Here is a 20,916-nt window from a genome sequence, read left to right on the forward strand (position 1 = left end):
ATACCATGACCGAACCTCATGACGATTACCCAATATTTTTAGGCTCTGAAATAGAACAACCTGAAATGAATAATGCCTTTTTTCATGTCTTGCCTGTACCATTTGAAAAAAGTGTTTCTTATGGTGGTGGCACTGCACAAGGGCCTTCAGCTATTTTACAAGCGTCTTGGCAACTCGAAGAGTGGGACGGTAAAAGCAAGCCATGCCAGCATGGAATTTATACTCACCCTGCAATAGATTGCAATGTATCTGCAGAGCAAGTCATAGATAATATTGCCAAAGCAACCAAGTTAATTCTTGATAATGGTGGTATGCCAATTGTTTTTGGTGGCGAACATACCGTCACTTACGGCGTTATTAAAGGCTTTCGTGATGCGGGTTATGACGACTTTGGTGTTGTGCAAATTGATGCTCACGCTGATTTACGTGAAGCCTACGAAGGTGACAAGCTTAGCCATGCCTCTGTAATGAAACGCGTTGTTGATTTAGGTATTCCATTATATCAATTAGGTATTCGCGCTTTTTGTGAAGAAGAAATGCAAATTCGTGAACAACATGGTGTGCATTTTCAAGACGGTGAAGAGTTAGTCCCTAATAATATTCAAAGTATTACGTTACCTGACGACTTCCCTGAAAAAATATTTTTCACCTTAGATATTGATGGTATGGACCCTTCAGTGTTCCCTTCAACAGGAACACCAGTGCCGGGAGGCTTAGGCTGGTATCAAACCTTAAATTTGTTTGAGTCTGTTGCTAAGCAGCGCACTATTATCGGTTTTGATATTATGGAGTTTGCGCCAATCAAAGACTTTCATGCTTATGACTTTGCCGCTTCATTACTGACTTATAAAATGATGGGTATTGTTGAGCGTAACAGCAGTAAAGTTAAATAACCTGAGGCCTAATTTAACTTAGCTTAAAGCTGATTTAAGCGCAGAGTTATAAGCCATAAAAAAGCGACATTAGTGTTCAACATTATGTCGCTTTTTTTATAGCCTAACTGGAGCTATTTAGTGTTAGCCGCAGCAAGTAATTCAGGTAAAAACTGCTCACTCTCTAAAGCAAGTTTACTTTGCTCGACGAGAATGTCTTGTAAAATTTCTTTGGTCGTGAGCGGGTTAGCTAAAACCACTCTAAAAACAATAACTTTTTCACCGTTATAATGCCCTACTTCAATACGCGTTCGCGAAACAAAAGACTTTCCGTCTTCACGCTGACGTTTTTGAATAAACTTGGTTAGTTTTCCAAGTAATAAATTGATATGTTGCTGACCTGCCACATCATTATTTTTGCCCTGGTTTGCCAATAACTCTTGTACTGATTTAGGCGCATAACGATAGGTTAATAAACATAACTCAGGCTTGGTTATTAATTCAAAATCTGGGTGCTGGTTAATAATATCCGCAAAGTATTCTGCTTTTTCTATCGCTTGGTTAATTAACATTTCATAACCGGGGCGACTAATAATATGTAAGCTAGAGTAAACTAACATCGCCATACCAGGGCGTGATCCTTCAAGGGTATGGCTACCTAAATCTTTTGAGCCTTTACGAAGAATATATTCAGCATGATGTTCAATAGCCGCAACCGATGAAGGGTCTTTAAAAATAACTACCCCAGCGCCCATAGGAACATACATTTGTTTATGAGCATCTATGGTTACTGAGTCGGCACGTTCAACGCCAGCAAGTAATGGACGGTATTTGTTTGATAATAAGGTAGCTCCACCCCATGCGGCATCAACGTGAAAATGACATTGATGCTGCTCGGCAATATCAGCCATTGCATTAAGCGGGTCAATATTACCCGTTTCAGTAGTACCCGCTACACCAACAATAGAAAGCACTTTAATATTTTTTGCCGCTAATTCATCACACTTTTGCGCCAACTTAATACAATCTATTTTATTATTTTCATCCGTAGGAATGGCAATAACACTGTCTTGACCAAGACCTAAAATATCGGCTGACTTTTTCAGTGAATAATGACCACGCTCTGAGACCAAAATAGCCAAACCTTGATAACCATAATGCTGCAAAGCTGCAAATAAGCCACTACGAGCAACTCCCTTAAAGTCACCATCCGCTTTTAATAATTTGTTACGAGCAACCCACAACGCAGTAATATTAGCTACTGTGCCGCCTGAACAAAAAGCACCAAGTGAGTGTTGAGCGCTATGCATCCAGTTTTGGTAAAAGTCACTTGTTTCTTGATAAACCAAGTTATGCATCATGCCTAATACTTGGCGTTCTAACGGTGTAAATGCTTTAGACGTTTCTACTTTAACGAGATTTTGATTTAATCCAACCATTAACTTAGATAATGGTAAAATAAAAGAGGGTAAAGCTGAGGTCATATGACCAACAAAGCTAGGGCTAGAGGTATGAACTGATTGAGAAACTAACTTATCAAGTAAGTGACTCATATGGTCTGATACAAACGCCGGTTGCTCAGGAATTTGTGCATCAATAAAGTCTTGTTCAATATCAGTTAAAGCATTCTCACTGGCAACAATATGATTATTTAAAAAGCCAACCAAGTTTTGCGACATTTCCTGCTCAATTAACCCTAAGGTTGAATCAGGTGCTTCAGCTACGGTAAAAATCCGATGTAAAGACTCTTGTGTGGCATCTGCAATACGTTTAGTGGCTTTCATAATGGTTCACTTTTACTTACCTAATTATACCGCGCTAGCTAGGCTAGCTTAATCGTGGGTAAGCTATCATTGTTTAATTGAGTGTACAAAGCATCGCACTTTAATAAAAAATCAGTTAAAAGTCTTCTTTTTTTAGTGACTATGATGAATACAGCAAGATACTCACCACTGTTACGTACTTACTTGACGATCATAAAGACACTGTATATCATCAAGTTCCATTAAAGTACGAGCAATATTGTCATTATATGAATAGATCCCCTCTTTTAGTAACTTTCCTCAGCATTTCATTACTTGCCATAACCAATAAAGCATTGGCTGATTCTCCTTATATTGGTATTGATTACATGCTAACCGATATTGATGTTGGGGGGGAGAATATTCAACCAGCCATAATGGGTTTAAGGGCTGGAGTAAGTAATAATAATATCGCCTTTGAAGCGCAGTATTTACTATCTTCAAAAACAGATAACTCCAATCGAATAAAGTTTGATTTAGAAGAAAGCAAAGCATTATATGTTGTGCTGCAGTCAGATACTATGCAAGGCTTTCGTTTTGATGTCTCGCTAGGCTATGCTATGAATGACCTAGCGGTTACCGGCCCTGCAGAAACTTATAATGGCACTGAAGAATACAGTGGCTTTTCATGGGGCGTATCCCTTATACAACAATTACCTTACATAGAAAATGCTCAGGTTAGGTTAGGGTATCAATCATTATACAAAGACAGCGACCTTGAAATTACCGGTATTGCTTTAGGCTTAACCTACCAGTTTTAACATATACCTCTAGCATGTCAAACCAACTTCTTAGCCAATGAAGGCCTTTTATTTACTATGCAAAACATTAAAAACTTAACAAGCGTTTCTTACGCCTATATCAGTTCATTACTTATCAGTGTTACGTTATTATCGGGTTGTGGCTCTGATGGCGACTCTGAAAACCTAGCCAAAGCGGTCAAATTAGAAGCTCAACGCCAAAATGGTACTATTATTGAGAGCTTTGTTATTTCTGGTGGGCAAACTCGTCTAACAAAAGATGATACACATCAATTAACGGCGATGGGCACAGACAATAAAGGAAAAACCCGTGACGTTACTAAAGAGTTAACTTGGAGCTCAGGTGATGAAAGTATTGCTACTGTTAATGAAAAAACGGGTTTGGTAACGGCAATTAAAAACACCGAAGAAAATCAAGGCATTGTTGTTATAACGGCAAAAACCGATAATGACATTACTAGAGATGTAAGCTTATCAGTAAGTAATGAGGCTCCTGAGAGTATTGTCTTAAAGCAAATATCCCCTGAACAAGGAAATATTAACACTTGTATTGCTGCAAAAATTAATGCCGATGTAACATATAAAGATGGCTACCAATCGTTAAATACTACCCGCGGCGTCAGTTTTAGTGTTGATGATAATAGTACCGCTGTTATTAATGATGAAGGTGATCTTTTTACCTCAGCTGCAAGCCCAGAAGACACCATAATTAGTGCTAGTATGACAAATAAAGTTATAGGTTTATTAGCTGTTACAGCAGATCCTAGTAACTTATCTGAGTTGATTATTATCTCTGACGATGAAGAAGTAACGGATCGCATCACAATGAACGTTGGTAAGCGTTTACAACTGAATGCACAAGCAACATTATTAGCTGAAGTATCTGAGGACACCTTTGATATCGACAACAGTGTTAGTTGGAGGACAACACCTAATAATACTCAGATTGGGCTTACCAAAAAAGGTGACAACAAAGGAACACTACTGGCATTAAAGCCTGGCGTGGTCCAAGTTATGGCAAATTGTGGCGGTGAAGAAGCAAAAGCAATTATTGAGATTAAAGGCGAAGCAGATATAGAAGACTTGCAGATTAATGATGGTGAAGATGAGTTAACCGTAGGGCTAGATGACTCAATTACGTTAACCCTGAGTGCTAATTACACAAATACACCGAGTACATTAAATGTTACCGAATTTGCTCAATGGCTAATAGATGGTGGCACCGAAAGCGACCTCATTAATGTTGAGCTAGTAGAAACAGGAACCGATACTGCTAATTATAAAATAACAGCCAACAAAATCACTACTGGTACTGTCGTTATTTCAGCAGCTTATGATAACAATGAAACGAGTGTGCGTATCAATATAGAAGTATCTGAATAGAAATAGCAACATAGAAATAACAGAGTATTATTAAGATGACTAGCGATTAAAATTAATACTACTCATATATTAAAAGCGACCTTCAAGGTCGCTTTTTTGTTTTTCTAAGTACAATTTTCCATTTTAAACATTAATTTTCACTCAATAATTTTCGTAGTCTATACTGCTTATAAGCTTTACTTTTTATCAACCACTTGCATACTCCGACGATTTCATTTTTATTCTAATACGGTAGACCTTATGACCAATGATGCTGTACCTTCAACCCAAAAAATAGCCATTACTGACCTTAAACCAGGCATGTATGTTTTATCTATCACCAGTAAAAATAAAAGCGTTAATGTTAAAACTGAAGGCTATATAAGAAGCCAAGAAGGTATTCAGAAAATGGTTCAAGCCGGTATTACCCACCTAACCATTGACCCTAATAAACAAAAGCAAGCCGAAAAAATAGATAAAATATTACCTGATATTGATAATGAACCAGAGCCATCGGCACAAGAAAAGCCTACATCGGTTTCATTAGATCAAGAAATGAAAAGTGCTAGTACGCTCTATGACAATGCCAAAACGTTGCAACATAAAATTCTTAACAATCTCACTGAAAGCAGAAGCATAAATATTAGTGAAGCAAAAGAAGCAACCGACGCTATTGTAGACTCCATCTTTAGAAACCAAGATGCGCTCGCCTGTATGTCTCGCTTACGTATTAAAGATGAATACTTAGTAGAGCATTCGCTTAATGTTTCTATTTTAATGAGTATCTTTGCTAAATATTTAAAGCTTGACCGCGAATTAATAGAACAACTCGCCTTAGGCGCTTTCTTGCATGATGTTGGTAAAGTCTTAATTCCACCAGAAGTGTTACATAAACCCGGCAAACTGACTCCCCCTGAGTATGAAATAATAAAAAGCCATGTAACATTAGGTATGCAAGTCCTACAAGATTGTCCTGACTTACCTGAGCTAGTCTTAAGTGTTGTCAAACAACATCATGAACGCTTAGATGGTACAGGTTACCCTCAGCAGTTAACTGAGCCACAAATAAGCCAGTTTGGTCGTATGATAGCAATTGTTGACAGTTATGATGCTATGACAGCCGAGCGTGTCTATAAAGCAGGTATGCACCCTATCAAAGCGTTTAAAATATTAATGAAGGAATCTCCAACCAGTTATGATAACGAATTGGTTGAGCAATTTGTAAATTGTTTAGGTATATACCCTATTGGCACTTTGGTAAAATTGACAAGCGGTAAACTAGGTTTGATAAGCAAGTTAAATAAAAGCAAACCACTACAACCTTTCGTACGGGTTTTTTATAATACTAGATTAAACCAAGCTATCGCCATGGAAGAAATTGATTTAATCCATGACAAACATCAAGATCAAATTGACTGCTGCATCAAACCTGAAGAGTTCAATATTAACCTGTTACGCTTTTTTAAACGGGCTTTTATAGAGTAAGGCCCTTATTATTTTAATAACATATTAATATTAAAAGACAATAATTCAAGCTTCCTTCTCTAACTAGAAATTTTCTAGTATAAGCAAGACCGTTTTATGCGCCAATAGCGAGTCTATTGCAAATGACTCCAACGCGATTATTGATAAGTAATATCAGCTTGAGATAAATTTATTATTTTAAGCTCAGATTACTTAGAGCAGCGAAGCCGCATAAATTAGGCCTGCTTGAAATAACGCCAATAATGACAATGCTAAAGCGAGTACTTTACGTTTAATTTTTATCATGGTGCATCCTTAATACTACTAATCAGTTTAATTACCTATTAAGTTCACTTTAATAAGTATTTAACCTGATCTCGGCTTAACAAATGTTTCTCTAGCAACTATTCTTCTTAGCCTCTTAGCTAAGTTCACTTGCAATAGCTCCCTATTGACGCGAAATTTTCCTTGCTGATCATATGAAAAGAAGAAAAACTATCAAGCTAACGATTCAGAAAAATAATTGGTGCGGATATTTCAATTTCTTAAATATCTCTTAAACCAAGTTCAAGTTATTTAACGATAAGTAGCAAGGGCTATACCAAAAGTAAAAAACAGTCTGCTTGCAATAATTAGATTACCTGAGTTACCAATAACATCAGTGGCAGCGAGGCATTTAAGGAAATTTAACCTTTATCTTGGTGGAGGAGTAGCGGTCAATAAAGACAATGAAGTATAAAATGAAAACTACGAGTGTATAGTAAATTTCACTAAATAGTGGTGATAATAACGCATCAACTTCATCTAGATGCAAATAAAATCGCTAATAATGGAGTTAACTCTCTCAATTTCAGTAAAGAGTCGTTAAAGTATTATTAAAGACTCTTACTTACCATTAGCGAGTATATTAGCGTACTAATGAAAGCTGATAACACACTTGCTGACTTGCTTGGTATTTAGCTTCAAACGGGGTTAAGGCATTTTTTACATCAACCGGTAGCGCCTCTATATTGCCGCGCAAATTCACTAGGCCAGCCGCTTGTTGAAACTCTTCTAAATACAAACGCCAATTACTGCGCAAAATAAGTTGCTGACCAATACTGGTCATTTGTGGAAACACCGCACTACCGTGCCAGCGACGCTGTAAGTGTTTAGCTTTTGGCCACGGATTTGGGTATAAAATATAGTGCTTAGTCACGGGCCAATTAGCGGCTTTGACTAAGCGATAAAAGTCATTTAAATCGGCACGAACCAAATGAAAGTTACCCTGCTCTTCTAACTCTTCAAAACCTTCGACATTACGATTAATGCGATGCGCCGACTTATCAACACCAATCACTAACGCCTGTGGATTTTTCTTTGCCAAAATACGCGTACTTTGGCCAACGCCACAGCAAGCATCTAAAATAATTTCACCTTGAGGGTTTTCACTAAGAAAAGCTTGTACCGCCTGATTAACCTCATTAAACGCCTGTTCAGTATGCATTTGATAAGGTTTTTTAAATGGGTGTGATAAATGCTTTTCAACAACCTCATTAAGCTTTTCATGAATGCCGGGTTGATTAGTAATAATCGCTTTTGAATCACCCGTAGGCATGTTGTTCATTTTATTTCCTTCATTATTTTTAAATCAATAACGCAATGATCTTTTCTAGGTAAGTAGCCCGTTATATGTTTGCATCTACAAGCTTAACTTCTCAGGCCAATACCTTTATTAATTAAAGTCATAGCCACGGTAAATAACACGATAATAAATATTCCAATTACGCTAAATGCAGTCACCAAACTGACATCGGATACCCCTAAAAAACCGTAACGAAAGGCATTAACCATGTAAACTATTGGGTTAGCTTGCGATACCCCTTGCCAAAACTCAGGCAATAAGGTTATTGAATAGAAAACACCGCCAAGGTAAGTTAATGGCGTTAATACAAACGTAGGAATAATCGAAATATCATCAAAGCTGCCAGCAAAAATGGCATTAATCAAGCCGCCCAATGCAAAGGTCGCCGAAGTTAATAAAACGGTTGCAATAATTACCCAAACATTATGAATTTGCACATCAACAAAGAATAATGATACTAAGGTAACAATCAAGCCAACCAATAAGCCACGGCACATACCGCCACCCACATAACCAGCAACAATCACCCAGTTAGGTACGGGGGCAACGAGCATTTCTTCAACATTACGCTGCCATTTAGCACTGAAAAATGATGACGACACATTAGAGTAAGAGTTCGTAATAACACTCATCATAATAAGGCCTGGGACAATGAAAGACATATAGTCAAAGCCACCCATTTCACCAATACGTGAACCAATTAGCGAACCAAAAATAACGAAATATAAGCTAATAGTAATGGCGGGAGGCACTAATGTTTGCACCCAAATACGCATAAAGCGCTGAACTTCTTTGGTTAAGATACTTTTTAAGGCAATAGAGTTATTCATAATTATTGGCCTGCATTCTTTTCAATTAAGTTAACAAATAGCGCTTCTAAACGATTACTTTTATTACGCATACTTAGCACTTGCACCCCTTGGTTTGATAACTGCTCAAAGACACTGTTTAAGGTTTGAGCCTTATGAAGTTCAACTTCTAAGGTGTGCTCGTCAATAACACTATAACCAACATCACTAAGTGTGATTTGTTGATTGGTCGGAGATAAATCAAGGACAAAGGTTTCACTATCAAGTTGCGCGAGCAAACCTTTCATACTGGTGTTTTCAACTATTTTTCCGCCATCAATAATCGCGATATTACGGCACAGATTTTCCGCTTCTTCTAAATAGTGAGTTGTTAAAATAATGGTAATACCTTGCTCATTTAATACCTTCAAGAAGTCCCACATACCGCGGCGAATTTCAATATCAACACCAGCGGTTGGTTCATCTAAAATCAACATTTTCGGCTCATGCATTAACGCACGAACAATCATTAAACGACGCTTCATACCACCCGATAATGACTTAGCTTGCACATTACGCTTATCCCAAAGCTCAAGTTGCTTCAGGTATTTTTCTGCACGCTCCATTGCCGTTTTTCTGGGTACGCCATAATAACCGGCTTGATTCACCAAAATCTGCATCAAGGGTTCAAACTGGTTAAAGTTAAATTCTTGCGGTACTAAACCAATAAAGCTTTTTGCTTTTTCTAAATCGCTATCAATATCATAACCAAATACCTTTACTGTACCTGCGGTTTTATTAACAAGTGAAGTGATCACACCAATAGTGGTCGACTTACCAGCACCATTTGGGCCTAACAAAGCAAAAAAATCACCTTGTTTTACGGTTAACTCAATGCCTTTTAACGCCTCAAAGCCCCCTTTATAGGTTTTTGCGAGCCCGCTAATCTCTAATGCATATGTCATAGGGTTTCCAATCCACTTGATGGGTAATAAAACTGAACTAATAGATATGGTGGCACTAATCTTTTTTTCAACAACTAATCAACACAGTATTTTTCATTGAACCATGAAAAAGGGTTATCTACCGACTTTTTCTTGTGTCGGCATAAGGCTATATCTACAATGATTGTTCAATATTACCTTCAGGACAACTCATGTTAGCCAATTATTCATTTAAAAAGCGCAAGGTAAATAAGTTAGCACAACTTATTTTAGGTGCTTTATTAACGCTACCGTTAATTGCATGCCAAACCACTGATAACAGCACAGCAAACACCACTAATACGGTAGATAGTTCGTCATTAACTATCGCCAACATTTATCAAGAAAAACAATTTAAGTCGGAGCGCATCGGTCAAATTCGCTGGTTAGCTGATGGTAGTGCCTACCTTGCCATTGAACAAGCTGCTAATGACGAAGAAAAAAACTTAGGTAATGAAATCGTTAGCTACGACCCAACAACGCTAGCGCGTGAGGTATTAGTTAGCGCCAAACAACTAACACCACAAGGTTTTGAGCAAGCCTTAGTGATTGATAACTACCACTACTCAGACGATAAAACTAAGCTACTGATTTACACTAACAGTAAAAAGGTGTGGCGCTCAAATAGCCGTGGTGATTACTGGTTATACAACGTTAAAACTAAAACCTTAACTAAGCTAGGCGATAGCACTGAAAGCAGCCAATTAATGTTTGCTAAATTCTCACCTGACGCTACTCAAGTTGCTTACGTTTATAACAACAATATTTACCTACAAAACCTAAAAACACTTCACATTACACAACTAACCAATAGCGCCGGCAATGGTATTATCAATGGCCTGTTTGACTGGGTATATGAAGAAGAGTTTTTAATTCGTGATGGTTTTCGTTGGAGCCCTGATGGTAAAAAAATCGCGTACTGGCAGCTAGATACTAGCGGTAGTAAAGACTTTATTATGATCAACAATACTGACAGCCTATACCCCACGCTAACTAAATTCCCCTACCCTAAAGTAGGAGAAGAAAACGCCTTAGCTAACATAGGTATTGTTGACGTAAACAGCCAAAAAACCGTTTGGACTAAACTGCCAAACAACTCACGCAACATGTACATACCTCGCATGAACTGGTCGGGTAATAGTGAAGAAATTTTAGTTCAACATGTCAATCGCAAACAAGACACCAACAAACTTTATCTGGCTAATGCTAATAGCGGTAAAGTCTCGTTGTTAATGACAGAGCAAGAAGAAAATTTTTTAGACTTTTTTGATGACGCTCGTTGGTTAGAAAACGGTAATAGCTTTATTTGGACAAGTGAACGTAGCGGGTGGCGTCATCTATATCGTATTTCACGTAGCGGCAAACATGCTATCAACCTAACTAATGGCGACTTTGACATCACTGAAATTAAAGCTCTTGATGAGGCCAATGGTTGGATTTACTTTATTGCCTCACCTGAAAATGTCAGTCAGCGCTACTTATACCGTAGTAAGCTTGATGGTAGCATTAGCAATCAGTTAATAACTCCTGAAGGCTTTGACGGTTACAACCAATACCAAATGGCAAGTAATGGTAGTTGGGCAATTCATTCACACTCAAGCTTTAGCAAACCTACCAGTAAATACTTAGTGCAAATTTCGGCTGAAAATAAAAGCCAGCATCAGCAAAAGCATATTTTAATGACTAATGAAGTGCTTAATACTAAGTTAGCGACAATGAACTTAGCAGCAACGGAGTTTTTTCAAGTTGAAGCACAAGACGGTATCGTACTTGATGGTTACATTACCCGCCCTGCTAATTTTGATCCAAGCAAAAAATACCCCATCATTTTTTATGTCTACGGTGAAGCTTGGGGACAAACCGTACAAGACAAATGGCGCGGTAATGCCTTTATGTGGGACCAATACTTAACCGAGCAAGGCTTTATTGTCGCCTCAGTTGATAACCGTGGTACCCGCGCACCTAAAGGGCAAGCATGGCGTAAATCAATTTATGGCGCAGTGGGAATTTTATCATCACGCGATCAAAGCGATGCCTTAAAAGCCATGGCAAAGCGTTGGCCATATATTGATACCAACCACGTGGGTATTTGGGGGCATTCAGGTGGCGGCTCCATGACACTAAACATGTTATTTAGATACCCAGAGCAATACCATGTAGGTATTTCGTCTGCACCCGTTGCTGACCAACTGCTGTACGATACCATCTACCAAGAGCGATATTCTGGCTTATTACCTGACTACGCTGAAGGCTACAAACAAGGCTCACCAATTACCCACGCAAAAAACTTACAAGGGCAACTATTACTAATTCATGGCACAGGCGATGACAACGTACACTACCAAGGTAGCGAGCGTTTAATTAACGAGTTAGTAAAACATAACAAGCAATTTGAGTTTATGTCATACCCAAATCGTAGCCACAGTATTCGTGAAGGTAAAGGGACAACATTGCATTACAAAACGATGAAAACTCAATTTTTTAAAGATAATTTATTAACTGAGTAATTGGCTAATATTATTGGCTTGAGTTTACGCTAGTAGCAATAAAGATATACAAATAAAAGGGTAACCCGTGTTTAACGAGTTACCCTTTTTTGGATGACGATAAATGAATCAACCCATTAAGTGAGCAAAGCGACGATATAAGTGTATAAACTCTGTTTTTAGCTACATAACCTGAGCTCGGCTTAACAAATGTTTCTCTAGTAGCTATTTTACTGAGCGTGTTTTATCCTCACCTTAATGCTCAAGTTACGATTAAGCTATGAGATTTTTATGCATAACAGTTGCAAAGGTATACCTTCAAGCAATTTTTAATAATCGTTTTTGCAAGCCTTGTAAATAAGCTTTATTCGCGATTAATGCATCGAGCTCACCTTCAAAAGTGTAAACTTGTTTCAAATTAGGTAGTGTAAATTTCCCTTTTAATAAAGACATAGCGCACGTTAAATTAACAAAGTTAAAATATAAGATGAACAACTGGATAAAATCTGTCTTTTGGCGCTGTAAACCAAGCTTATTAGCAGTGCGTGGGTTTATTATATAACTCGTCACTTTAATTCTAATATTGGTGCTATTTTGCTGTTCATACTGTGCAATAAGCGCTAATAATCCCTCGATATTCGCAGTAAAAACCTGCCTTTTACGCTCTTGTGCTGTACTTGTAAAATCAGAGCAAAATAATAATCAAATAAACTACCGCTGTGTAATACTAATTGATTATTTTTCATCTTCTCAGCAATCAGTAAAGGCGAGTAATAAAGAAAACTACCATTTTTCACTCCGCTAGGAACATCCACAAAGGGAGCAAAAACCGTTAAGGAAATAGCCAAAAAAAGCAGACTAAATCCTGACAAACCACAGAATAACAATAAAGTTCCAATAAAAACATTAATCAATATAAACAAGCTTACTAGCTTGAGATAAAACATTATTTTCTGACGGCGACTAAATAAATAAAAAGAATGCTTCATAAAAAATATAACACTTACCAGTTTGATTTAACTGTTAACCTACAACAGTAATAATATTTAACCACTATGCCCTCCCTGCTCACGGTAAGCAATATGACTTGGCGCTAGCGAGTATATTTACTGATAAAGTTAGTATCTTTACCGCAGCTAATAGCGCAGTAATTGAAGTTTTTTTGCAATACTTTCAATGTTACCGCATATTTATTGACTAGGGTCTGTCACTAAACCTTTAAATGACCATAGCAACTCAACATAGGATAAAACATGCCAAATAATACAAATATTCCAGAAAAAGCGTTCGATTGGTACGATGAATACGCACATGACGGCATGGACCGACGAACCTTTATGAAAAAGCTAACGGGTTTAGTTGCTCTTGGTTATTCTATGTCGGTGTTAACCTCTGCATTGCTCCCTAATTATGCCTTAGCAGAGCAAGTTTCATTTAACGACTCTGATATCAAGGCGAGCTACGAAAATTTTCCGTCTCCACAAGGGCACGGCGAAGGTAGAGGCTATTTAGTTACACCTAACAATAGTACTAATAATATGCCTGTAGTCTTAGTTATTCATGAAAACCGAGGCTTAAACCCTTATGTTAAAGATGTGGCTCGTCGATTAGCTAAAGCTGGCTTTATTGCTTTTGCGCCTGACGCCTTATTTCCGTTAGGCGGATACCCAGGCAATGACGACGAAGGTCGAGCAATGCAAAAAACATTAGATAAAGACAAAATTCAAAACGACTTTGTTGCTGCGGCCAATTTTTTAAAGTCTCACCCACGTTCAAATGGTAAGTTAGGTGCCATTGGCTTTTGTTTTGGCGGATACATTGTTAACTATTTAGCAGCCATTGACAGTAACCTCATTGATGCTGGCGTTCCTTTTTATGGCACACCAGCAACAAAAGCCTTAAGAAAAAACATTAAAGCACCGTTAATGATTCAATTAGGTGAGCTAGATGAACGAGTAAATGCTTCTTGGGCTGAATATGAAGCTGACTTAAAAGCAAATAATGTTGAGTATGTAATGCATATGTACACCAATGCCAAACACGGTTTCCATAACGACTCAACAGGGCGATATGATAAAGAAAATGCCGAGTTAGCGTGGTCAAGATCGCTAGCATTTTTTAACAAAAAGCTAGTACTGAATAACACCTAATAAGTATTTATAACTAGCTTGCATGGCTTTAGAGTGTAGTTTTAGAGCTTTATGTTCACTTCAGGTTAAGCTGATAATTACCTACGTACATTACCAGCTTATTTTCCGCCTTTACCTCTAGAGCGCTTTGATAACAAAAACAAAGCCAACGATTATCTTCCTCTCGAGCAACTTGTATATTACGATTATTGTTCCTCACACCCACGAATCATCATTTTATGATTGAGTAATATTTTCTATTTCAACCTCTGGATCACAGGCTAACTTTTATATTTTTAACAGGTTGTTAGCTATTTATTGACCACCAAATTCTCTCTCGCTATAGGGCTGCCATGCAGAATAATCGTTTCTATACTATCCCACGACTCTATAGCGTCTAAAGGATTACTTTCGAGCAATAGAAGGTTAGCAATTTTGCCAACTTCTACAGTGCCATAATCTTTATCAATTCTGAATTGTTTAGCATTATTAATCGTTGCTGCCGCCAATACTTCTTCAAGCGATAGCCCTGCGGTAACCATAGCTTTCATTTCTTGATAGGTTGTTAGCCCAGGTTGGTTAGCAAAACTAGGGCTGCCAGGAAAGTCTGAAGCCAATAAAATAGGAAGGTTAGAGCTTCTTAGGTATTGAATAACTTTATTACCTTTTCCTATTCGCCCATATAAGAATGCAGCTGAAATTGATTGATCTGGCATTCCATCAAAACCAATTCGAAGTTCCTCCTTGAACCATTGCGCTTCAGTGGTTTTATACCAATCAATAAGTGACTTCGGCGTAATAGATAAAAACTCAGGAGAATTAACAATAGCAGGTAGCATTACTTCACCTAAGCCAGCAATCACTCTTTGTGTAGGCATATAGCCTACTTTGTTATTAATCATTATATCCAGAGTGTTAGATATCTCCTTAGGTATATCTTTCTCGCGATTATATTGCCCCCAATTCCACATACCATGAGCGATCACATCAACATCTGCGGCAAGTGCTAATTGTTGCATATCTAAGGCATTAGCATGGGCGACTATAAGTAAATTAAATTTTTCAGCCGCTATTTTAATTCGCTTTAGCGTATTGGTTGAAAATGTTTGCCATTGACTAGCGTTACCATAACCGTCTTCAAAATAAATTTTTATGCATGAAGCACCTGAATTGGCAACTTTACCAACTAAACTTTCGACAGAATTTACTGCGGTTGCCTCTGCACTTTCATCAATTAAATAAGTGAACATTGATCTTGAGAGAGCATCTGTTTTTTCTACATACGGAAAGGTATTCTTTGATGTTAATACCTCACAGCGAAAATAATCAGGGTGATGAGGCGCCGAAGTAAAATAGTCGAAACTTACTCCCGGATTAGGATCAAGTATTTGAGTGACTCCATAATATAAAAAGCTTCTTGGTTGTTGTTCAAAATAAGCCTTTACGAGTTTTGGTTTTTTAATAGCCACAGGTTCAACACCAAACCCCATACCAGGAATTGACGAAACATGCGCATGGCTATCCATAAGGCCAGGCGTTAAGAATTTTCCCGAACCATTTATTTTAAGATCGTAGGATATAACATCTTTATCCGTTATTTCGGTAATTCGTCCATCACTTATTAATACATTCATCTGTATTTTGGGTGCTTGCAAATGAGGAGAAATGATAGTGACATTTTCAATTAGAATCTTGTTCTGCGCTAATAAAGCAAAAGATAACAATGAAATTGAGAGTGATAATGCTTTAATCATGATACTTCCATGTTAGATTTATGAAATAGTTAACGCTGTTTTAAGCGTAAAATTGCAGTCGGCTATACTCATAAGGAACGATAATACCCAATGTTACCAGCCCTTCTTTAACGACTTATTATACGTTTTTTACGACTACCACTAGTTTTTTTACTTCACTTTCAATAGGCTCTTCAAAAAACTTGGTTACCTGATTAAACATTTCCTCGGTATCGAACGCTGCTCTTGATGGTTGCTCAACTCTCCTTTGTGCTATTTGTTGTAGGCACAATTCATTGCTTACTTTTAAATAAATAAGCTCAGACTCCGACTTTGCTTCCAATGATAACAGTTTAAACCACTCTCTTTGCTTTTTTGTATTCGCGGGGAAATCCATAACGACACTTGAACCAGCCCTTAATATACTTTGAACATGAGCTTTTATCAGAGGCCTTAGCTGACCAGAAAACTTAATATAGTCTTCAAAAGATGTAATTTGATCCGGATAAAGTTTAGACAACCACTCATCTTCAGAAATAAGAACAGCATTACGAACTACCGAAATCTTTTTAGACTCAGTTGACTTTCCTGCCCCCATTTTCCCACAAAAATAAATCAACGTACCACTATTTGACATCAGCCCTCCATGGCGCATAACGCCTCATTAAAAACAAACTGCTTTTTGCCCTTATTTAACTTGTTAGGCTTTTATTAGCTTTGAACAAGGCAACCTGTTTAAGTAATTACTTATTAAGACGTTAATATTTTCTTTTAACCACACGGGACCAAAGTCAGCAATATCATTATGTTTTGCCTTAGGAATATTCACTACGCAACTTCCATACTTTTCTTGTTCTGCTTCTGTTGGCAATACACCTTTATCAGCTGGAAAATCACTAGCCCGAATAGATAATATTTGGAAATTACTATTACGAGGTAAAGGCACACGCCTATGATCGAGCGTTATAATTTTTTGAATATAACTCTTGCCTTCATTACCTAACCACGCTGAAATATCACCGCCATTAGAGTGACCAATTAATGTTAACTGCTCAAAATTGTACTCAATAAAACGTTTACTTAAAGAGCCCTTTAAGAAATCTAATGTTTTTGCTCCACGTATCCAGTTTTCACTTCGCGTTTCATATAAATTACCTGAAACGGATAAAGCTGGATCACTTGGCAGCTCATGACCTATTGCAATAACGAGGTAACCAAGTTGGTTAAATTGCTTAGATAGAAAAGTATATTTTGTATGCGGCACTCCATATCCAGCACTTAAAAAAGCAACTGGACACTTTAAGTTAGTAGAGCATAGCTTGATATCAACAGGAAAAGTAATTTCTACTGGAATGATTCTATCTCTGGCTTCATCATAAATGTTTTCTGCATTTACTGTATTCAACCAACACGTAACTATGATTACGATTCCTTTTAGGTAACTCATAACTCTCCTGAAAGTCTAACGCCCGCATTCAGCGGTTTACCCGCTGAATGCTTTGTTGTACGCACTTAATTGTGCCTTTGTTTAACAGTAGAAAGGATAAAGCTATCAATTTCGTTATTAACTGCGCCAATACTACTGTTATTTAATATCACATAACCAAAGTTCAGGTCAGTAACAGAACGTGATAACGAGACCCAGCCTCGATTAAATCCCGCAAAGCCGAGGCTATTGTTTTCTGCGTCAATTACATAACTCATACTCCAGCGCCCGTTAGTATTCGGAGCTGGCTCTATCATCAGACTAATAAGTTTTTCTGGCAACAACGTTAAACCATTATAATGCCCATCGTTGTTGCGCAACACTGCCATATTAAAGCGAGCTAAATCTATAGGCGTTGTTTGTAAACCTGCTGCTGCTTTTTCATTGAAGTACACCATACCAGTTACTTTGCCGGTATCGTCATAAGGTGTTGCCGACTTATTAATTATTTTTTCAGTAATATTGAAAGTAGAATCCTTCATATTTAGAGGTTCGAACACGTTTTGCTGCATATAGTCTTCAAATGCCATGCCGGATACATCTTCAATTAAAAGTTGCACCACTGAATATCCACCACCAGAATAAGACCACTTTGTATCGGGAGTATGGATAAGCTCAACGGGTCCAGCACCATTGTTATCACCATTTAGTGAATCAACAATAGATGATAATTTTTCGGGAGAGTCCCATCCTACATATGGTCCCAGCGACAAGCCTGAAGTGTGAGATAGGATATTTCTTAACGTTACTTTTTTTACGTTAAACTCAGAATTAGGAATTTGCCAGCGTTTGAGATATTGATTAATTGGCGCATCTAAACCGACTTTACCTTGGGCTACAAGTTGCATTGCTCCCCAAGCAGTAACCAGCTTAGAAATAGATCCTACGTTAAACATTGTGCTTTGGGTAATTTTCGCTTCGGTTACTACGTCAGCGAAACCATAGGAGCGAAATTTAACGATTCTATTTCCATTGACGAAAGCAAGTGCGACACCGGGAGCTTTGTATTTATCTAAAATCTTCGGTATGCCATCGTCCAAGCGCTTTATGAGCTCAGACACATCAGTAATTTCTTCGGCAGTAACAAAATTGGCTAAAACGACCGCAGATATTATTAAAATAGATTTTATCATGACTTTCCTTGTGCGTACGGCGCTCATTTAAGGGCTGATAATACTTTACTAAAATGTGTAGCGAAGCGAAACCGAGCAAACTGTTTTTAGTCCCGCTTGATTGGTTTGTTATGTTACTTTTTACACGACAGTTTTGTGTAATATTTAATTAGAATATAAAAAGAAAACACAAAAGGTAGAATTAGAAAACTTAGCACTTTAATTAATGCACCTGAGGAAGAGCCTGCTGGTTGATTCGTTAAAATAAGACTAAAGCCAATACCAATTAAAATACACAAGGCAACAATTCCAAAGAATACCAATTTACGTGTAAACTCTGACTCTCTCTTTTCTAAACTTTTAACACCTATATTCATTTGATTTCCTAAGTAACATAACGCCTATTAAGAGGCTAAAATAGTTGGTTAAAATAAGCGAAGCACGAGCAAAAACCAACTGTTTTTTTAGTCCTTTTAAGCACCTTGTTATGCTTACAACTACAGCCACCGCCTAACGCTTTCTTTATACACTGCATACTCGTCACCGAATATAGAACTTAAAAACACCTCTTCCGGTTTTATTTGATATTTATTCATATACCAAATAAACAGCGCGATAAATAGCATGTTAATAGGATTAGCTAAATAAAAGAAGTAACCCAATAAAGTCATAAGCATGCCTACATACATTGGGTTACGAGTGTACTTATATACGCCTGACGTTACGAGAGTTGACACATTTTCAGTATTCATGGGATTAACTGTTGTTTTATGCTGTTGAAATGAAGCTACGCCCGAAAGTGTAAAAACGACACCCAAGACAAAAAAGAAAAATAACAATTGTGTACTGAAAGGCAAAGTAAAGTTAAAAACATTGAAGAATAAACCTATTAAATACATCAATGCCGCAAAAGTTGTTGTAACAATTACAGGGGGAATTTTTTGTTCAAGACTCACGAAATTACTCTTGTAAACATAACGCCTTGCTAAGCGGAAAATAATCGTTGGCTATAATCACGAAGTGATGGCCAACCATTATTTTTCCGTTTGAGCAACTTGTTATATTTAATAAACGTTAAAATGTGTAATTAACACCGATACTTGCACTGTTCCAATTAGATGAATCCAAAGTACTTACAGCTAAATCAGGTAAAACTTGATAGTCTAAGAATGCTGAGAATTTTTTTGATATTTGATAATTTATACCTACTCCATAAGTGAAGCCACTTTCAGAGTGATCCCTTGTATCTTGGAATCTAATTTCACTAACTGTAGTGTTTTCTTCGACAGTTTTATATTGGCTTTGGGTTTCTAAACTGTATGAAGTTTTAATAACACCAGCTAAAGCATAGATACTAAAATCATTTAGTATGGGATAGGTCCCTTTTATAAGCAACGAACCTTGGTTGTCAATTTTTTGTTTATAAACATAGTACCCATCCTCTTCTCCACATGGGCATAAAGCAGAATACTCTGATACCCCCATATTTAACCGAGTTTCAAGAGAAAAATACTGGTTGAATTGATAACCTAAAATAACTCCTGCTGTGCCTAAATCAGATGAAGATTCAATGTTTTGATTACTATATTGTACACCGACATAGAAATCACTTTCATTTGCGGCCTGAGCTGTCAGGGTAAAGATTAAAGATAAAGCAAGGGGGGCTAAGCATAATGTGTTGTTCATTTTAAATCCTTTAAATTATTATATTCCAATTTTAAATACTATTTTTCTTCGAGTTGAATGTTACTACCTTATTTCAATGTAATATATATTATTAAGCTGAACACCACCTGAACACTGAATTAAATATAACACCCTAATAATACGCTAAAAATTGTTTGCTAAAATGTGTAGCAAAGCGAAACCGAGCAAACTGTTAGCAGTCCCGCTTTAAATACTTGTTATGAAACGATTGATACAAAAATGTTTTTTAGCTTAACTAACACAACAACGGTACAGGTAACTACAACAAACTGCCCACACAACAACATAAATAACTTTGGCCAAAAATTAACTTCCTCAGTAAATACTGGGTGTCAAAAATAAATAAGAGACAAATTCCCTGGAAACAAAAGAATTTGATAACCGGGTAATGAGCCACTAAAAAACTCCCAAAGGTTCCAATTTAATGTAAATGTGATAAGCCCTATAATTGTGGCTATTACACCAGAATAAATTGCTACTGTATGGGATTTATAAAAATTCATTTAGTTTCATAACCCCCTGTTAAGGGGCTTTCTATTAGTTTGCTATAATTGTGAAGTGAAGCGAAACCGAGCAAACTGTAAAAAAGTCCCGCTTGAACAGCTTG

19 protein-coding genes are annotated in these 20,916 nt (G+C 37.3%); 6 read left to right on the top strand and 13 right to left on the bottom strand.

The genetic code is table 11. From position 1 onward, the window contains the following. Positions 1-5 precede the first annotated feature (5 nt). Positions 6-893 (top strand): agmatinase, encoded by an 888-nt coding sequence (gene speB, locus ABD005_RS01290; protein WP_343814024.1) that lies wholly within the window; start codon positions 6-8, stop codon positions 891-893. Between the two features lie 113 nt (positions 894-1,006). On the opposite strand, the gene panP is transcribed toward speB, so the two are convergent. After that, entirely contained in the window at positions 1,007-2,656 is a 1,650-nt protein-coding gene (gene panP, locus ABD005_RS01295) for a pyridoxal-dependent aspartate 1-decarboxylase PanP (protein WP_343814027.1), read from the bottom strand. Between the two features lie 248 nt (positions 2,657-2,904). Here panP and ABD005_RS01300 point away from each other — a divergent pair, with 248 nt between their 5' ends. The 3 genes from ABD005_RS01300 to ABD005_RS01310 all read left to right on the top strand — a co-directional run bounded on the left by ABD005_RS01300 (position 2,905) and on the right by ABD005_RS01310 (position 6,282). Further along, positions 2,905-3,435 carry an outer membrane beta-barrel protein gene (locus ABD005_RS01300; RefSeq protein ID WP_343814030.1) on the top strand — a complete coding sequence of 177 codons (531 nt, stop codon included), beginning with the start codon at positions 2,905-2,907 and terminating at the stop codon, positions 3,433-3,435. 57 nt (positions 3,436-3,492) lie between these two features. Further along, a complete protein-coding gene (locus tag ABD005_RS01305) occupies positions 3,493-4,818 on the top strand; it encodes an Ig-like domain-containing protein (protein WP_343814033.1) in 1,326 nt (441 codons plus the stop codon). A gap of 240 nt (positions 4,819-5,058) precedes the next feature. Beyond that, a complete protein-coding gene (locus ABD005_RS01310; RefSeq protein ID WP_343814037.1) occupies positions 5,059-6,282 on the top strand; it encodes a cyclic di-GMP phosphodiesterase in 1,224 nt (407 codons plus the stop codon). A gap of 886 nt (positions 6,283-7,168) precedes the next feature. Here ABD005_RS01310 and trmB read toward each other — a convergent pair. The 3 genes from trmB to ABD005_RS01325 form a co-directional block, all read right to left on the bottom strand. Continuing rightward, positions 7,169-7,858, bottom strand: a complete 690-nt coding sequence (trmB, locus tag ABD005_RS01315) for a tRNA (guanine(46)-N(7))-methyltransferase TrmB (protein WP_343814854.1) — start codon at positions 7,856-7,858, stop codon at positions 7,169-7,171. Between the two features lie 92 nt (positions 7,859-7,950). Beyond that, the gene (locus ABD005_RS01320; protein ID WP_215979741.1) at positions 7,951-8,715 is read right to left on the bottom strand and encodes an ABC transporter permease; all 765 of its coding nucleotides are present in this window, start codon (positions 8,713-8,715) and stop codon (positions 7,951-7,953) included. Between the two features lie 2 nt (positions 8,716-8,717). Beyond that, the gene (locus ABD005_RS01325) at positions 8,718-9,638 is read right to left on the bottom strand and encodes an ABC transporter ATP-binding protein (RefSeq protein ID WP_215979742.1); all 921 of its coding nucleotides are present in this window, start codon (positions 9,636-9,638) and stop codon (positions 8,718-8,720) included. Positions 9,639-9,829: 191 nt separating this feature from the next. Between ABD005_RS01325 and ABD005_RS01330 the strand changes: the two genes are divergently transcribed. Next, positions 9,830-12,163, top strand: coding sequence for a S9 family peptidase (locus ABD005_RS01330; RefSeq protein ID WP_343814043.1), 2,334 nt, complete (start codon positions 9,830-9,832; stop codon positions 12,161-12,163). A gap of 297 nt (positions 12,164-12,460) precedes the next feature. Here ABD005_RS01330 and ABD005_RS01335 read toward each other — a convergent pair whose 3' ends face one another. Beyond that, positions 12,461-12,595 carry a hypothetical protein gene (locus ABD005_RS01335; protein WP_343814046.1) on the bottom strand — a complete coding sequence of 45 codons (135 nt, stop codon included), beginning with the start codon at positions 12,593-12,595 and terminating at the stop codon, positions 12,461-12,463. 167 nt (positions 12,596-12,762) lie between these two features. After that, positions 12,763-13,131: a hypothetical protein gene (locus tag ABD005_RS01340; RefSeq protein ID WP_343814049.1), complete on the bottom strand. Its 369-nt coding sequence runs from the start codon at positions 13,129-13,131 to the stop codon at positions 12,763-12,765. Between the two features lie 264 nt (positions 13,132-13,395). Between ABD005_RS01340 and ABD005_RS01345 the strand changes: the two genes are divergently transcribed. Beyond that, entirely contained in the window at positions 13,396-14,292 is an 897-nt protein-coding gene (locus tag ABD005_RS01345) for a dienelactone hydrolase family protein (RefSeq protein WP_343814052.1), read from the top strand. A gap of 290 nt (positions 14,293-14,582) precedes the next feature. On the opposite strand, the gene ABD005_RS01350 is transcribed toward ABD005_RS01345, so the two are convergent. The 7 genes from ABD005_RS01350 to ABD005_RS01380 all read right to left on the bottom strand — a co-directional run bounded on the left by ABD005_RS01350 (position 14,583) and on the right by ABD005_RS01380 (position 20,288). Next, positions 14,583-16,025, bottom strand: coding sequence for an amidohydrolase family protein (locus ABD005_RS01350; protein ID WP_343814055.1), 1,443 nt, complete (start codon positions 16,023-16,025; stop codon positions 14,583-14,585). Positions 16,026-16,143: 118 nt separating this feature from the next. Further along, positions 16,144-16,641, bottom strand: a complete 498-nt coding sequence (locus tag ABD005_RS01355) for a P-loop nucleotide/nucleoside kinase family protein (RefSeq protein WP_343814058.1) — start codon at positions 16,639-16,641, stop codon at positions 16,144-16,146. Between the two features lie 63 nt (positions 16,642-16,704). Then, complete coding sequence (locus ABD005_RS01360) at positions 16,705-17,451, bottom strand: alpha/beta hydrolase (RefSeq protein WP_343814061.1); 747 nt, start codon at positions 17,449-17,451, stop codon at positions 16,705-16,707. A 65-nt stretch (positions 17,452-17,516) separates the two neighbouring features. Continuing rightward, a complete protein-coding gene (locus ABD005_RS01365; RefSeq protein ID WP_343814064.1) occupies positions 17,517-18,623 on the bottom strand; it encodes a serine hydrolase domain-containing protein in 1,107 nt (368 codons plus the stop codon). Between the two features lie 113 nt (positions 18,624-18,736). Continuing rightward, positions 18,737-18,979, bottom strand: coding sequence for a hypothetical protein (locus ABD005_RS01370; protein WP_215979749.1), 243 nt, complete (start codon positions 18,977-18,979; stop codon positions 18,737-18,739). 120 nt (positions 18,980-19,099) lie between these two features. Beyond that, on the bottom strand, positions 19,100-19,558 hold the full coding sequence (locus ABD005_RS01375; protein WP_215979750.1) for a methyltransferase family protein: 459 nt from the start codon (positions 19,556-19,558) through the stop codon (positions 19,100-19,102). 118 nt (positions 19,559-19,676) lie between these two features. After that, positions 19,677-20,288, bottom strand: coding sequence for a porin family protein (locus ABD005_RS01380; protein WP_343814070.1), 612 nt, complete (start codon positions 20,286-20,288; stop codon positions 19,677-19,679). Positions 20,289-20,916 lie beyond the last annotated feature (628 nt).

Source organism: Colwellia asteriadis (assembly GCF_039523295.1).
GTDB lineage: Bacteria > Pseudomonadota > Gammaproteobacteria > Enterobacterales > Alteromonadaceae > Colwellia > Colwellia asteriadis.